General features: G+C 56.4%; 14 protein-coding genes and 1 pseudogene. 7 read left to right on the plus strand and 8 right to left on the minus strand.

What is annotated here, in order from left to right; genetic code table 11:
- A pseudogene (locus tag RTE01_RS17820) lies at positions 1–224 on the minus strand (fumarate hydratase); the annotation flags it as partial.
- 196 nt (positions 225–420) lie between these two features.
- Here RTE01_RS17820 and manA point away from each other — a divergent pair.
- Both manA and RTE01_RS17830 read left to right on the plus strand, forming a co-directional pair.
- Positions 421–1599 (plus strand): mannose-6-phosphate isomerase, encoded by a 1179-nt coding sequence (manA, locus tag RTE01_RS17825; protein WP_115192568.1) that lies wholly within the window; start codon positions 421–423, stop codon positions 1597–1599.
- 98 nt (positions 1600–1697) lie between these two features.
- The gene (locus tag RTE01_RS17830) at positions 1698–3242 is read left to right on the plus strand and encodes a YdgA family protein (protein ID WP_115192567.1); all 1545 of its coding nucleotides are present in this window, start codon (positions 1698–1700) and stop codon (positions 3240–3242) included.
- A gap of 26 nt (positions 3243–3268) precedes the next feature.
- On the opposite strand, the gene RTE01_RS17835 is transcribed toward RTE01_RS17830, so the two are convergent.
- A complete protein-coding gene (locus RTE01_RS17835) occupies positions 3269–4297 on the minus strand; it encodes a Mal regulon transcriptional regulator MalI (protein WP_041145808.1) in 1029 nt (342 codons plus the stop codon).
- A 172-nt stretch (positions 4298–4469) separates the two neighbouring features.
- Here RTE01_RS17835 and malX point away from each other — a divergent pair, with 172 nt between their 5' ends.
- Both malX and RTE01_RS17845 read left to right on the plus strand, forming a co-directional pair.
- Positions 4470–6062 carry a maltose/glucose-specific PTS transporter subunit IIBC gene (gene malX, locus RTE01_RS17840; protein ID WP_041145809.1) on the plus strand — a complete coding sequence of 531 codons (1593 nt, stop codon included), beginning with the start codon at positions 4470–4472 and terminating at the stop codon, positions 6060–6062.
- A 50-nt stretch (positions 6063–6112) separates the two neighbouring features.
- On the plus strand, positions 6113–7285 hold the full coding sequence (locus tag RTE01_RS17845; protein WP_041145810.1) for a MalY/PatB family protein: 1173 nt from the start codon (positions 6113–6115) through the stop codon (positions 7283–7285).
- A gap of 47 nt (positions 7286–7332) precedes the next feature.
- Here the strand turns inward: RTE01_RS17845 and RTE01_RS17850 are convergent, their stop codons facing one another.
- Complete coding sequence (locus RTE01_RS17850; RefSeq protein WP_071844928.1) at positions 7333–7692, minus strand: TonB family protein; 360 nt, start codon at positions 7690–7692, stop codon at positions 7333–7335.
- An 84-nt stretch (positions 7693–7776) separates the two neighbouring features.
- Positions 7777–8805, minus strand: coding sequence for a CorA family divalent cation transporter (locus RTE01_RS17855; RefSeq protein ID WP_141335233.1), 1029 nt, complete (start codon positions 8803–8805; stop codon positions 7777–7779).
- Between the two features lie 264 nt (positions 8806–9069).
- Between RTE01_RS17855 and yedE the strand changes: the two genes are divergently transcribed.
- The 3 genes from yedE (at position 9070) to RTE01_RS17870 (ending at position 11230) form a co-directional block, all read left to right on the plus strand.
- The gene (gene yedE, locus RTE01_RS17860) at positions 9070–10281 is read left to right on the plus strand and encodes a selenium metabolism membrane protein YedE/FdhT (RefSeq protein ID WP_141335235.1); all 1212 of its coding nucleotides are present in this window, start codon (positions 9070–9072) and stop codon (positions 10279–10281) included.
- Complete coding sequence (yedF, locus tag RTE01_RS17865; RefSeq protein WP_041145813.1) at positions 10278–10511, plus strand: sulfurtransferase-like selenium metabolism protein YedF; 234 nt, start codon at positions 10278–10280, stop codon at positions 10509–10511. The genes yedE and yedF overlap by 4 nt, the downstream gene beginning before the upstream one ends.
- A gap of 272 nt (positions 10512–10783) precedes the next feature.
- A complete protein-coding gene (locus tag RTE01_RS17870) occupies positions 10784–11230 on the plus strand; it encodes a GNAT family N-acetyltransferase (protein WP_134526314.1) in 447 nt (148 codons plus the stop codon).
- A gap of 44 nt (positions 11231–11274) precedes the next feature.
- On the opposite strand, the gene RTE01_RS17875 is transcribed toward RTE01_RS17870, so the two are convergent.
- The 4 genes from RTE01_RS17875 to RTE01_RS17890 form a co-directional block, all read right to left on the minus strand.
- On the minus strand, positions 11275–12090 hold the full coding sequence (locus RTE01_RS17875; RefSeq protein ID WP_115192562.1) for a MetQ/NlpA family lipoprotein: 816 nt from the start codon (positions 12088–12090) through the stop codon (positions 11275–11277).
- 352 nt (positions 12091–12442) lie between these two features.
- Positions 12443–12631 (minus strand): cold shock small protein YmcF, encoded by a 189-nt coding sequence (gene ymcF, locus RTE01_RS17880; protein WP_071844929.1) that lies wholly within the window; start codon positions 12629–12631, stop codon positions 12443–12445.
- Positions 12632–13168: 537 nt separating this feature from the next.
- Positions 13169–13384 (minus strand): RNA chaperone/antiterminator CspA, encoded by a 216-nt coding sequence (gene cspA, locus RTE01_RS17885; protein WP_041145816.1) that lies wholly within the window; start codon positions 13382–13384, stop codon positions 13169–13171.
- Between the two features lie 233 nt (positions 13385–13617).
- The gene (locus RTE01_RS17890; protein ID WP_141335237.1) at positions 13618–14568 is read right to left on the minus strand and encodes a bifunctional helix-turn-helix transcriptional regulator/GNAT family N-acetyltransferase; all 951 of its coding nucleotides are present in this window, start codon (positions 14566–14568) and stop codon (positions 13618–13620) included.
- Positions 14569–14751 lie beyond the last annotated feature (183 nt).

A 14751-nucleotide genomic window follows, 5' to 3' on the forward strand; every position in this document is an offset into this window, starting at 1 on the left:
CTGAGGATATCGGCCACCTGCTGCTGATGCGCCGGGCGCAGCATAAAGGAGGCGTCGTGGAAGGCATGCTGGGCCAGCAGGGTTAGCGCCTGGGGTTCAACTTTAAGGACTTCCTGGCCGGCGAATTCGCTAACGGAGACGTAGTCACTGCTGAGGAGATAATACTCGGTGTCATCCTTTTTGAGGGGAAAAGGATCCTGATAAACAAACGGTTTATTCGACATTGTGCTCTCACTTACTGCTTGGCTGATTATATTTCAGGCAGACACTCCATTTTCCTGTAGAAAAGCGAGTCGATCGATTTTACACAATTTTTTAACAAAAACTGAGACAAGGTCGACTTTTTCTTTCAGCAGTTGATTCTCAGGCGTTTACTGGTTTAATAGAGCGATAACTATCAAGTGGAAACAGGGATTGAGAATGCAGAAGCTCATTAACTCAGTACAGAACTATGCCTGGGGAAGTCACACCGCATTAACCGAACTTTATGGCATCGCTAACCCCAACAATCTGCCGATGGCGGAGCTGTGGATGGGCGCGCACCCGAAAAGTAGTTCACAGATCCTCGATGCCAGCGGCAGCCCGCGCTCGCTGCGCGAATTTATCGAGAGCGATAAAGCCAGCCTGCTCGGCAGCAAGGTCGCCGAGCGCTTCGGCGAGCTGCCGTTCCTGTTTAAAGTGCTGTGCGCCGCCCAGCCGCTGTCGATTCAGGTGCACCCGAATAAGCAGGCCTCTGAAATCGGCTTTGCCAAAGAGAATGCCGCCGGGATCCCACTTGATGCCGCAGAGCGCAACTACAAGGATCCGAACCACAAGCCGGAGCTGGTATTTGCCCTGACGCCGTTCCTGGCCATGAACGCCTTCCGCGAATTTGCCGAAATCGCCGCGCTTCTGCAGCCGGTTGCCAGCGCCCATCCGGCGATCGGCGAGTTCCTCAGCAGCCCGGATGCTGAACGCTTAAGCCAGCTGTTCGCCAGCCTGCTGAATATGCAGGGCGAAGAAAAATCTCACGCCTTAAGCGTCCTGCAGTCGGCGCTCGACGCCGAACAGGGCGAACCGTGGCAGACCATTCGCCTGATCGCCGAGTTCTATCCGGACGATAGCGGCCTGTTCTCTCCCCTGCTGCTCAACGTGGTGAAGCTGAACCCTGGCGATGCCATGTTCCTGTTTGCGGAAACGCCGCACGCGTACCTGCAGGGCGTGGCGCTGGAAGTGATGGCCAACTCGGATAACGTGCTGCGCGCCGGCCTGACGCCGAAGTACATCGATATTCCGGAGCTGGTTGCCAACGTTAAGTTCGAAGCCAAACCGGCCGCCGAGCTGTTGACGCAGCCGCAGCAGCACGGTGCCGAGCTGGACTTCCCCATCCCGGTCGATGACTTTGCCTTCTCCCTGCACGCGCTGTCGGCACAGGAGTCCACTCTCGCCCAGCAGAGCGCGGCGATTATTTTCTGCGTCGAAGGCGAAGCGACGATCCGCAAAGGCGAGCAGTCTCTGACCCTGAAGCCCGGCGAGTCGGCGTTTATTGCCAGCGATGAATCGCCGGTTGCGGTAAGCGGCAGCGGCCGTCTGGCGCGCGTCTTTAATAAGCTCCCGTAAGTTACTGAAGTTTTTAGCCGCTCTTGCTAGACTTTGACCCATCATGACAGCACAACCAGGCGGCTTCTTGCGCCTGGTTTTATTTATGGACAAATACTATGAAGAAATCGCTGGTCGCAGCAGGAATTATCGTGGCTCTGGGCGTGGTCTGGACCGGAGGCTCCTGGTATACGGGCAAGCAGCTGGAAAGCCGGATCGCCGAGGTGGTACAGCAGGCCAATGCTCAGCTACAAAACAGCGCCCCGGAAGCCGGGCTGGAGCTGGGCTGGCAGAACTATCAGCGCGGCCTGTTCAGCAGCCACCTGCAGCTGGTTGTGAAGCCGGCCGCGGGCAAAGAGAGCAGCTGGCTCGCCGCCGGACAGCCCCTGGTTTTTGACGAAGTCGTCAGCCACGGGCCGTTCCCGCTGGCGGCGCTGAAGAGCGGCCACTTTGGCCCGTCGATGGCGTCGGTCAAAACCACCCTGGTCAACAACGAAGCCAGTAAGGCGCTGTTTGATATCGCTAAAGGCAGCACGCCGTTTACCATTGACACCCTGATTGCCTACAGCGGCGACAGCCGGTCGGCTATCGATCTTAAGCCCCTGGATTACAGTAAAGGCGACGAAAAGGTCACCTTTAGCGGCGGCCAGTTCCAGCTCAATGCCGATCGTGACGGCAAGGCCATCGCGCTGACCGGTGAAGCGGGCAGCGGCCAGATCAACGCGGTCAACGAGTACAATCAGAAAGTGCAGCTGAACTTCAGCAATCTGAAAACCGACGGCGCCACCGAGATGACCAGCTTTAACGAGCGCATCGGCAAGCAAAAAGTGTCGCTTGAGAAGCTGGCGATTGGCGTCGAAGGCAAAGAGCTGGCCCTGCTGGAAGGGATGAATATCGACGGCAAATCGACGCTGACCGAAGACGGCAAGGGCATCAACAGCCAGCTTGATTACACCGTTAACAGCCTCAAGCTGCAAAATAAGGATCTGGGTAGCGGCAGGCTGACCGTGAAGCTGGATAATCTCGACGGCCAGGCGTGGCACCAGTTTAGCCAGCAGTACAATAGCGAAGCGCAGGCGCTGATGGCGAAGCCGGAGCTGGCGCAGAACCCTGAGCTTTACCAGCAGGCGCTGACCGAGACCTTCTTTAAGGCGCTGCCGGTGCTGCTGAAAGGCAACCCGTCGCTGACCATCGCCCCGCTGAGCTGGCGCAACGCGAAGGGCGAAAGCACCTTTAATCTCTCCATTTTACTGAAAGATCCGACCGTGGTTACCGCACCGGCGCAAACCCTGGCCGACGAGATTGACCGCAGCGTGAAGTCTCTGGACGGCAAGCTGGTCGTTCCGGTAGAGATGGCGACCGAATTTATGACCCAGATTGCGGGTCTGGAAGGCTATCAGCCGGCTGACGCAGCGAAGCTTGCCGATCAGCAGGTCAAAGGCCTGGCGGCTATGGGACAGATGTTCCGCATCACCGCCATGGAGAATAACGCCATCACCTCCAGCCTGCAGTATGCCGAAGGCCAGGTCACCCTGAACGGACAGAAAATGCCGCTGGATGAGTTCGCCGGAATGTTCGGCCTGTCGGTTCCCGCGGCGCCAGATTCCGCGCCGCAGAGCGCAGAGCCGGAAGAGCTGGTTCCGCCGGTGACGCCGCAGCAGTAAGACGCGAAATAGCCCTCTTCGGAGGGCTATTTTCTGGTCACCAGCCGCGGCGGCATGATTTGGTTGCGCGCGGACTCCGGCCCCTTTTCAAGACGACGCAGAATACACCCGGCGAGGCTTTTGCCCATCTCTCGCGCCGGCGTGGTCACCCAGGTTAACGGCACGTCATCCAGCGCGGCCTCCGGCACTTCGGCGAACGCCGCCAGCGCAATCCGCTGCTCAAAATAGCTTTCCACGCTGTCTTCACCGCTCTGGCGCCCTGCCCGCATCAGGCCAAACCACGCGCCGGTGGCGATGACGCTGTTGTAGCACAGCACCGCGGTGATGGTCGGATTTTGCCGCAGTAGTGAAGCCATCGCCTCCGCCGCCAGCTTCTGGCTCGACTCGCACTCCACCACCCATTCGCTATGAAACGGCAGGCCATACTTCAGCAGCGTCGCGCAGTAGCCGCCCACCCGCTCGGCGCGGGTTAACGACGAGCTTTGCCCGCCCAGCCAGGCAATACGCTGATGCCCGCGGCGGATAAGATGCTCGGTGACCATCTGCGCGGCCTGCATATTATCCGGGCGGATTAAATCAATATCCTCGAGGTAGCTGGCCCGGGAGGCAAACACCAGCGGCATGCCGACCTCTGCCGCCCGGTCGCGCAGCTCGCCGCCCTGGTCGATAGCCCCGGCAATAATCACCCCGTCGACCCCTTGCGACACCAGGGTTTCAAAACGCTGGAGCATTTTTTCGCCCCGACGCCCGCCCTGGGTGAGGAAGACCATCTTGCCTGCGGATTCGAGAGCGTCCGTCAGCCCCGCGGTAAGCTCCGCGTAGAAGGGCTTCGAGAGGTCGCTGACGATGAGGCCAATCACGTCGCTCTGCCCGCCGCGCAGCGAGGCCGCCTGGCGGTTACGGACAAAGCCCAGGTGCTCAATGGCCTGATTGACGCGTTCGCCGGTGGCGGACGAGATGCGGCCTTTGCCGCTCAGCACCAGCGACACCGTACTGACCGAAACGCCCGCGGCCTGGGCCACATCGTTAATGGTGATCTTTCTTGCGATAGCCATGCCTGCAACCGACTCCCTGTGGCTGTCGATAAAACGTTTTATCAATGAGTGACCTTTATAAACGTTATTATCGCGTGATTATGTGATTTTTATCGCACTAAAAATTGGTAAAACGTTTTATCTTTCCGTGACGTTACATCCTACCAATAACCTCAGCAGCAGGATTCGTGTTATGACGGCGAAAACAGCCCCAAAAATTACGTTGTGGGAATTTTTCCAGCAGTTAGGGAAAACCTTTATGCTACCCGTGGCCCTGCTCTCATTCTGTGGGATCATGCTGGGCATCGGCAGCTCCCTAAGCAGCCATGATGTACTGACCCTCCAGCCGTGGCTCAATACCCCGCTGCTGCAGGCGGTGTTCGTCTGGATGAGCAAGATCGGTTCTTTCGCCTTCAGCTTCCTGCCGGTGATGTTCTGTATCGCCATTCCGCTGGGCCTGGCGCGCGAAAATAAAGGCGTCGCCGCCTTTGCCGGCTTCGTCGGCTATGCGGTAATGAACCTTGCGGTCAACTTCTGGCTGACGGCGAAAGGCATTCTGCCAACCACCGATGCGGCCATTCTTAAAGCCAACAATATCCAGAACGTTATCGGCATTCAGTCGATCGATACCGGGATCCTCGGCGCGGTGATCGCCGGGATTATTATCTGGATGCTGCACGAGCGTTTTCACAATATCCGCCTGCCGGATGCGCTCGCCTTCTTCGGCGGTACCCGCTTTGTGCCTATTGCGACGACCGTGGTGATGGGGCTGGTCGGCCTCGCCATCCCGCTGGTCTGGCCGATCTTTGCGATGGGTATCAACGCGCTGGGCAACGTCATTAACAGCGCGGGCAACTTTGGCCCGATGATTTTCGGCACCGGCGAGCGCCTGCTGCTGCCCTTCGGCCTGCAGCATATTCTGGTGGCGCTGATCCGCTTTACCGAAGCGGGCGGCACCATGGACGTCTGCGGCCACAGCGTCAGCGGCGCGCTGACTATCTTCCAGGCCCAGCTGAGCTGTCCGGAAACCCACGGTTTCTCCGAAAGCGCCACCCGCTTCCTCTCCCAGGGTAAAATGCCGGCGTTCCTCGGCGGCCTGCCGGGCGCGGCGCTGGCGATGTACCACTGCGCACGCCCGGAAAATCGCCACAAAATTAAGGGTCTGCTGATCTCCGGCGTCATTGCCTGCGTTATTGGCGGTACCACCGAGCCGCTGGAGTTCCTGTTCCTGTTCGTCGCTCCGGCGCTGTACCTCATCCACGCCCTGCTGACCGGTCTCGGCTTCACCATCATGGCGGTGCTCGGGGTAACCATCGGCAATACCGACGGCAACGTGATTGATTTCGTGGTCTTCGGCATCCTGCACGGGCTCTCGACCAAGTGGTATCTGGTTCCGGTGGTCGCCGCCGTTTGGTTCGCGGTGTACTACGGCATCTTCCGCTTCGCCATCACCCGCTTTAACCTCAAAACGCCGGGTCGCGATATCGAAAACAGCGCCGCCTTTGAGAAAGCCACCGCCGGTAGCGTCGGCAAGTCCGGCTATAACGTGCCCGCTATCCTTGCCGCGCTGGGCGGCGCAGAGAACATCACCTCCCTGGATAACTGCATTACCCGCCTGCGCCTGTCGGTCAGCGACATGAGCAAAGTCGACGCCGCCGCGCTGAAGGCCAACCGCGCCATTGGCGTCGTTCAGCTTAATCAGCATAATCTCCAGGTGGTCATTGGGCCGCAGGTCCAGTCGGTGAAGGATGAGATGAGCGTCCTGATGAATACCGTCCAGGCATAAACGCCGCGCCCCCTCCCGCCAGGAGGGGGTTTCAGATAAAGGAAGTTCCGATGTTTGATTTCTCAACGCCCGTCGATCGCCACGGTACCTGGTGTACGCAGTGGGATTACGTCGCCGACCGCTTCGGCACCGCCGACCTGCTGCCCTTTACCATCTCCGACATGGATTTTGCCACCGCGCCCTGCATTCTTGACGCCGTCAGCCAGCGCCTGGCCCACGGCGTTTTTGGCTACAGCCGCTGGAAAAACGACGAGTTCCTCGGCGCCGTTAGCCACTGGTTCGCCAGCCGTTTTCAGAGCCCTGTCGAGAGCGATGCCATCGTCTACGGACCATCGGTGATTTATATGGTGGCGGAAACCCTCCGCCAGTGGTCCGAGGTCGGCGACGGCGTGGTGGTGCATACGCCGGCCTACGATGCTTTCTATAAGACCATTGCCGGCAACCAGCGCCGGCTGGTCCCGGTCCCGCTCGTCGCTCACCACGGCCAGTGGCGCTGCGATATGGCCGAGCTGGAGCGGGCGCTGGCCGAGCCGCGCAATAAAATCCTGCTGCTCTGCAGCCCGCATAATCCCACCGGCAAGGTGTGGAGCCGCGACGAGCTGGCGACGATGGCCCAGCTCTGCGAAAAGCACGGCGTCAAGGTTATCAGCGACGAAATCCATATGGATATGACCTGGGAAAACCACCGGCATACGCCGTGGTGCGACGTCGCCCGCGGCCCGTGGGCGCTGTTTACCTCGGCGTCGAAAAGCTTCAATATTCCGGCGCTGACCGGCGCCTATGGCCTGATTGACGACGTTACTACCCGCGAGGGCTACCTCAACGCGCTGAAATCGCGGGATGGCCTCTCCTCGCCCTGCGTCCCGGCGCTGGTTGCCCATATTGCCGCCTATCGCGAAGGCGCCGGCTGGCTGGACGCGCTGCGGGCCTATCTGCAGGAAAATCTGCGCTATATTGCCCGCGAGCTGAATCAGGCTTTCCCGCAGCTGAACTGGCAGCCGCCGGAGGCGACCTATCTGGCGTGGATTGACCTGCGGGCGCTCAAGGTTGACGACAGCGCCCTGCAGCAGGCGTTAATCCACGAGCAAAAGATTGCCATCATGCCGGGTTCGACCTACGGCGAGGAGGGCGTGGGGTTTGTGCGCCTCAACGCCGGGTGTCCGCGGGTCAAGCTTGAGAGAGGGGTTCAGGGGTTGATTGCCGCCCTGCGCTCGCTAACCTAAGACTGTGCGTTACGCGGGGCCGCTGCGTAACGCGCATTCACCCGCCCTCACTGGCCCTGTGGATTGACCGGCAAGAAGCTGAAGCGAAAGCGCATCTCCATGTTGTTGTACGGTTTATTCTTCTCGAACTCCCACTGCGCCATCGCCCTCACCACCGCCTCATCAAACAGATAGCGGGGCTGTGAGTCCACAATCCGCAGCTCCTCAATTTTGCCCTGCGCGTTGACATCATAGACAACCCGGACGTAGCCCGTCAGACGGTTGGCGGAAGCCACGACGGGATAGACGGGTTCACTCTTTTTCAGCAGCTTCGGCTGTGATAATGGTTTTTTAACGCCGTCGGTCGCGCAGCCCGACAGCAGAAGCAACAGCAGGCACGGGGCCAGCATTGCGCCGAGTCTCGTCATCCCTTAACTCCTTATTGATAATCCCTCGCAATAAGGTAGCGCAGGCCGACGCCGCGGTCTTCTACCGAAAATAATAGCTGACGCCTAAAGATCGTCCCGTCGCCGAAAGGCCAGATACCCGGCGCCGACCGTAAAGATACCGACGATGAGCACCAGCAGCATAAAGCCATGATGGTTGGCCGACAGCGGGATGCCGCCGACGTTCATGCCAAAGAAGCCGGCCACGATGTTAATCGGCAACGCCAGAACGGTAATCACCGTCAGGGTATACAGCGTGCGGTTGCTTTGCTCCATTTGCCTGGCGGTAATCTCTTCCTGAAGCAGGCTAATCCGCTCGATCAGGCCGGATAAATCATTCAGCACCACGGTAAACTCCTCAGTGAACTGGCGAAACTCCTGAACTACCGCCCGGTCAATCCATGCCGGAGGGCGATTCAGCAGACGGAACATCGCCGCCGGTTCCGGCGCCAGCAGGCGCTGAAAGCGCAGCAGCATGCGGCGCAGGCGCGCCAGATCGGCACGGTTGCGCTGAACGTGGTTGCTGAGCAGCCGCTCTTCGATGGCATCAACGTGGCGGCTGGCCTGCCTGACCACCTGCTCCAGCACCTCCTCCTGCTCTTCCAGCAAAAAGGCCAGCAGCTCGGTAGAGGAGCTTACCTTTAGCGCTGCCAGCCGCGGCAGCATCCACTCAATAAAGCGCAGCGGCTTATAGCGCGCCGTCACCACCAGCTTCTGGCTGCAGTAGAGCCACAGCGTTGATGTTTCGGAGGTGGTCTCTTTGGGGTTAAACAGCACGTCGTTGAGGACGGCAAACAGGCTGTCGCCCTGGCGTTCGATGCGCGTGGTGTGGGAACCATCGCGGATCTCCTCAAAGAAGAAGTCGTCGACGGGAAAATGCGCCATCAGCCATTTTTCGGCTGTGGCATGATTCAGGTTGAGGTGCAGCCAGACGAAATCATTTTCGCCCACCAGCTCATGATATTCGGCGCAGACCTCATTCGAGGATATTTTTCGCGGCGCGTTACCTTCACGGAACAGATAGCCATAAACCAACCCGGACACTTCCATATCAAAATCGGGCTTTAACATTTTTAACGTAACGTCTCGACTCATATATCCCTCAGGATCTCATTGAGCAGTATTCGGGCCCGAACGCGGTCATCTTTCGCTATTTTAGCCACCTTGGCAAGGTTAATGATTTGGTCATAAAACGGTAGCCTGAATGACATATTTGCTTTATCCCGCGGGCGCTAATTGTGCGCAGGAAAAATAGGCCTTTTGATCCCGTCGAGCGTTTTGTCATGACCACCAGCGTATTATCCCCTGCTCTTAAACCCCGTCGGGGGTGATTTACCTTCTGAGTTCAGAGGCATTTCTATGACATGGCAGCAGTTCAAACAAACCTACCTGATTAAATTCTGGGCACCCGCTCCGGCGGTTATTGCCGCAGGTATTCTTTCGACTTATTACTTTGGTATTACCGGCACCTTCTGGGCCGTTACCGGCGAATTTACCCGCTGGGGCGGACAGCTGCTGCAGCTTGCCGGCGTGCACAGCGAGCAGTGGGGCTACTATAAGCTCATCCATCTTGAGGGGACGCCGTTAACCCGCATCGACGGAATGATGATTATCGGCATGTTCGGCGGCTGTTTTGCCGCCGCGCTGTGGGCAAATAACGTTAAGCTGCGCATGCCGCGTAGCCGAATCCGCATTATCCAGGCCGTCGCTGGTGGTATTATTGCCGGCTTTGGCGCCCGTCTGGCGATGGGCTGTAATCTGGCGGCCTTTTTCACCGGGATCCCCCAGTTCTCACTGCACGCCTGGTTTTTCGCTATCGCCACCGCTATCGGCACCTGGTTTGGCGCCCGCTTCACCCTGCTGCCCATTTTTCGCATTCCGGTCAGGATGCAGAAAGTCTCCACTGCTTCGCCGTTAACCCAAAAGCCTCAGCAGGCCCGGCGCCGTTTTCGTCTCGGCATGCTGGTCTTTTTCGCCATGATAGCCTGGGGTCTGCTTACCGCGGTCGACCGGCCGAAGCTGGGACTGGCCATGCTCTTTGGCGTCGGTTTTGGCCTGCTTATCGAACGGGCGCAGATCTGCTTCACCTCGGCGTTTCGCGATATGTGGATAACCGGCCGGACCTATATGGCCAAAGCCATTATTTTCGGCATGGCCGCCAGCGCAATCGGTATCTTTAGCTACGTGCAGCTCGGAATGGAACCGAAAATCATGTGGGCCGGCCCCAATGCGGTCATCGGCGGTCTGCTGTTCGGTTTTGGCATTGTTCTCGCCGGAGGCTGTGAAACCGGCTGGATGTATCGCGCCGTTGAAGGCCAGGTTCACTACTGGTGGGTCGGTCTGGGCAACGTTATCGGTTCAACCATTCTGGCCTACTTCTGGGACGACCTGTCACCAGCGCTGGCCACCCGCTGGGATAAGGTCAATCTGTTGACCACCTTCGGTCCCTTCGGCGGCCTGCTGGTCACCTATCTCCTGCTGTTTATCGCCCTGATGCTGGTCATTGCCTGGGAAAAACGCTTTTTCCGTCAAAAATCCGCCGCCCTTGCCGGCGCTAAGGACACCGCATGAAAACTATCGTTCCTGATTACCGCCTCGATATGGTCGGCGAGCCCTGCCCCTATCCTGCTGTCGCGACGCTTGAAGCAATGCCGTCCTTGAAGAAGGGGGAAATTCTCGAAGTGGTCAGCGATTGCCCGCAGTCGATCAACAATATTCCGCACGATGCGAAAAACTACGGCTACACCGTTCTGGATATTCAGCAGGACGGGCCGACCATCCGCTATCTGATTCAGAAATAGGTCGGTAAAAACGGCAGGCCGCCGGCCTGCCGTTCGGCCAACAAAGCAGCGAGGCCAGAAGGATAAGCGGCTATTTTTTGGCTACGATATGATTTCGATCGTGATTCCCACGCATTATTTCGCCCGCAGGGTAATTCGCCTGGCGAACGGACGTCAATAAGACGCCACGCGTGCGGCAACCTCGCCGTACAGCGGCCCGTCCCCGTTCCCTTGCGGTTTACCTGAAAGCTATTTGTAATACAATTAGCCTACTTTTTAGCGTGAGGTACGTAATGAACATATTTCAGGCCCAGCCCCAGGATGTCGATAAAATTCTGCCGCTGTATCTAGCCTATCGTAATTTTTATCAGGTAGAAGCCCAGCCGGTACAGGCCCGTGAGTTTATTCTCAAACGTTTAGAGCTGAATGAATCGGTTATTTTTTTCGCGGAAGTTGACGGCCAGCCCGCCGGCTTTGCACAGCTCTATCCGCTGTTCTGCTCATTAGAAATGAAGAGGATCTGGTTGCTGTACGATCTCTTCGTCGACGGCAAATCGCGCAAGCACGGCGTCGCGCAGAAGCTAATCGAGCGCGCCGAGCAGCTGGCGAAGGAAACAGATTCCGCCTTTATCATGCTCAGTACCGCCACCGACAACGCTCCGGCGCAGGCGCTGTACGAACGCAACGGTTTCGTGCGCGATACGGACTTTTTTGTCTACAATAAAATGCTCAATAAATAAGCGACATTCGGTATCAGGGCGTGGCCCTGATACCGAAAAAGAGATTACCAGCCTTTAACCGCATCGCCTTTATACAGCTCCTCTGCAGCCGCCGCCACCTCATCGGTTTGATACGCCTTGACCAAATTTTTCACCTTCTCGCTGTCTTTATTATCGATGCGGCTGGCAAAAATATTGACGTACGGCGAGTGCCTGTCTTCGACAAACAGCCCGTTACGGCTCGGCGAGAGTCCGACCTGGCTGGAAAACGTGGTGTTGATAATCGCGAGGGATATTTGCCTGTCGTCCAGCGCGCGCGTCAGCTGCGGGGCCTCAATCTCAACAATTTTTAAGCGCTTCGGATTGTTGACGATATCCAACGCCGTCGGCAGCAGGCCGGTGCCCTCTTTAAGAGTAATCAGCCCCTGCTTTTGCAGCAGAAGCAGCGAACGGCCAAGGTTAGTCGGATCGTTCGGCACGGCAACCTGCGCGCCGTCCGGCAGCTGGTCGATAGCGGTAATCTGCTTCGAATAGGCGGCGATGGGGTAAACGAAGGTATTCCCCACCGCTACCAGCTTATAGCCGCGCTCCTGAATCTGCTTATCCAGATACGGCTTATGCTGAAAAGCGTTGATGTCGAGATCGCCATTATTGAGCGCCTCGTTCGGCAGGACGAAGTCGTTAAAGGTCACCACTTCGACGTCGAGGTTGTACTTCTCTTTCGCCACCTTTTGCACCACCGACCACACCTGCTGGTCAATACCGGCGCTGATCCCCACCTTGATATGATTAGGATCCCCTCCCGCGGGGCCGCAGGCGGTCAGCAGCAGCGAGCCGACAACGGCCAGCGAAACAGCAAATTTTTTTAGCGTGAATACCATAGTCCCGGAGTCCTTTTTAAAATAGCCTGCCAGTCATTGCAGGAAAAGTAGCACCTGGAACTATAGAAAATATCATCGCCAAAATTAAATACTGATTCACTATGATTAATAGCGTTTTGCTATGAGCGCGGACGGCAGGCTGCCGTTGGCCCACGCGCTCTGCGGCGCGGCCGACGCTGAGCGCTAAAATAGCAAAACCCCGGCGATGGCCGGGGCTAGATGTACGGTTGCGGTTCGCACTGAAGACTGTCAGATGCGCGAGCATAAGCGCCCAGCGAGCATTTGAATCCTGCCGTGGTAGAACCTGGCACCGTCGCACTGATGTTAAAAGACCCCTTGCGGGGCCTTTTGATTAATTGCGTAATCCAGATACGGCGGCTTTTGCCGAAATATAGGGGGCAATATTATCAAATGTAATCATTGAAGATTTACAAAAGATACATTTCGCACCGAATGGATTGCTTTCAGATACATCATAGTTTGATGTTCTGTACTGTGACCCATGGCAGCATGGGCACCTGAAATGAATGTGGTCAGTCATGATGTTAGCCTTTTATTTGCTACAACATTCACTACCGCAGGGGCATTTAGCCATATTTAACTGAAGGTTCTTCTTGACCTTCAATGACAGCGGAAATCACTGTTCGAATGGTTGGTAAAAGAAAGACATCATTGTCATTATTTCTTAACGATAAATCTGAAAATCACTTCAGATCAAACCATGTTACTTTATCAGCGATTATTTTGGATGTTGTTAGTTTTTAATTTGCCCGCAGGCGTACGAAATACAAAAATTTACACAATGTAAAACAGTGTCCTGTTTCAGGAGGCGGTCACTCCTTTTACGTACGTTAGCTCAGGGTGATGATTAAGTTGCATCAGCCCACAGAACTCTTCACGCTACAGTACAACATACGGCATTCAGTCTGCTGAAATTTCAGACAAAAACCAATCTACCGCATCGATTAAAGCCAGCAGATACTGCCGACTTAGCTCAACCGCACGCATTTTTTATCAATCTGACTACTCGGGATTACACCGTCATCGTTATCGCAGATTCATAAAAACGCGAAATTAATTAGTCGCGCAGAACGACATTACCGGCAGCAGGGCCTTTGGCACCGCTCTCGATAGTAAATTCGACCTTCTGCCCTTCAAATAAAGTTTTAAAGCCATCACCCTGCAGCGCAGAAAAATGTACGAAAACATCTTTGCTGCCGTCTACTGGAGAAATAAAGCCAAAACCTTTACCTTCATTAAACCATTTTACTAAACCAATCATCTTACCAGACATAAGTATTATCCCAATGTTCAAAGCCTTGCGGCGAAAAGTTCGCATCACAGAAATTAATTAATAACGATAAGGAGGCTCGAAAAAAGGATTATTTAGGAATAACGCTTGAGATGAGGACTGCTTTACTAAACCGCTTTATTGGTTCTGTGTACCAAACCGACCTGCTATTGATCACATAGATAACCATTGATAGCAAGCATTATTTTCTGTCCCCACCGAGAAGCCGTGAATATTTAGCGCAACTGGCAGGTAAACTGCTGCTCGATGATGAGGCTTCCCCACTGATCGCCCTGCCACTCTTTGACCAGCGTAAAGCCAAACGATTCATATAGCCGACGCGCGGCCGCAAGCTTATTGAAGGTCCAGAGCTGAACGGAACTGAAGCCGCTCTCTTCACAGAACCTCATCGCTTCGGCGATAAGTTTTCTGCCCGCGCCGCTGCCGCGGCATCCATCATCGAGAATGAACCAGCGCAGATGCGCTTCACCGTTGCCGAGATCCTCGCCGTCAATCGCCACAGAGCCCACGATGCGCCCGTTCAACACGGCCAGCCATATCTGATTACAGGCTTTATCCAGACGGCCCGCAAAATCAGCCAGGCCCGCGGCAACTTTGGATTCAAAGAAAACGCCAAAATTGTGCTCTCTGGCATAGTAGCTACCGTGCATTTCCGCGATGCGCCCGATGGTGCCGGGGTGATAGCCGGTAATAATTTCAAGCGAATCCCGGGCAGCGATCTCGCTGTTTTCACGACAGGCGGCCAGGGCACTGGCGTAGTGTTTAAGCCCTTGTGACACGGTCTGCTGCTGATGGGGATTCATTTTTTTCAGCGCGGCGATCACCCGTTCGCTACCGTACTGATTAATTTTCGCCACCGTTTCCCGGCCTTTTGCCGTCAGGCCCAGGTGTTTGACCCTTGCATCCTCCGTCGACGGCACCTCTTCCAGCTCGTTGGCGCTGACCAGTTTTGCCAACATGCGGCTGACGCTGGACTTCTCAAGCCCCAGAATCTGCACCAGCTGCGCCGCCGTCATTAGGCCCTGCGCATGCACTTCGAGCAGAGTATGCACTATCGAGGGGGAGTATGGGCTCGCGGCCAGAGTGTTGTTCATGAATCCGAGCTCCCGCACCATCTGCCGGGAAGCCACGCGTATCTCTTCAACGATCTGCATTTCAGTATTCATAAAACCGCCCTGACAACATAGTTGTACAATACAACCATATTCCCGGACATGCTGTCAACGCCCTCACCGGCACCGCGATTGCTGAAAATGCGCGCAGGCAGAGATAGACGCGCGGCAAAGGCGGGGACAAAATCGCAATGCGGGATCTTAAACAGCGCCAGCGGTTCCCGCAGCGCCGCCAGA

The organism is Klebsiella terrigena, assembly GCF_006539725.1.
GTDB lineage: Bacteria > Pseudomonadota > Gammaproteobacteria > Enterobacterales > Enterobacteriaceae > Klebsiella > Klebsiella terrigena.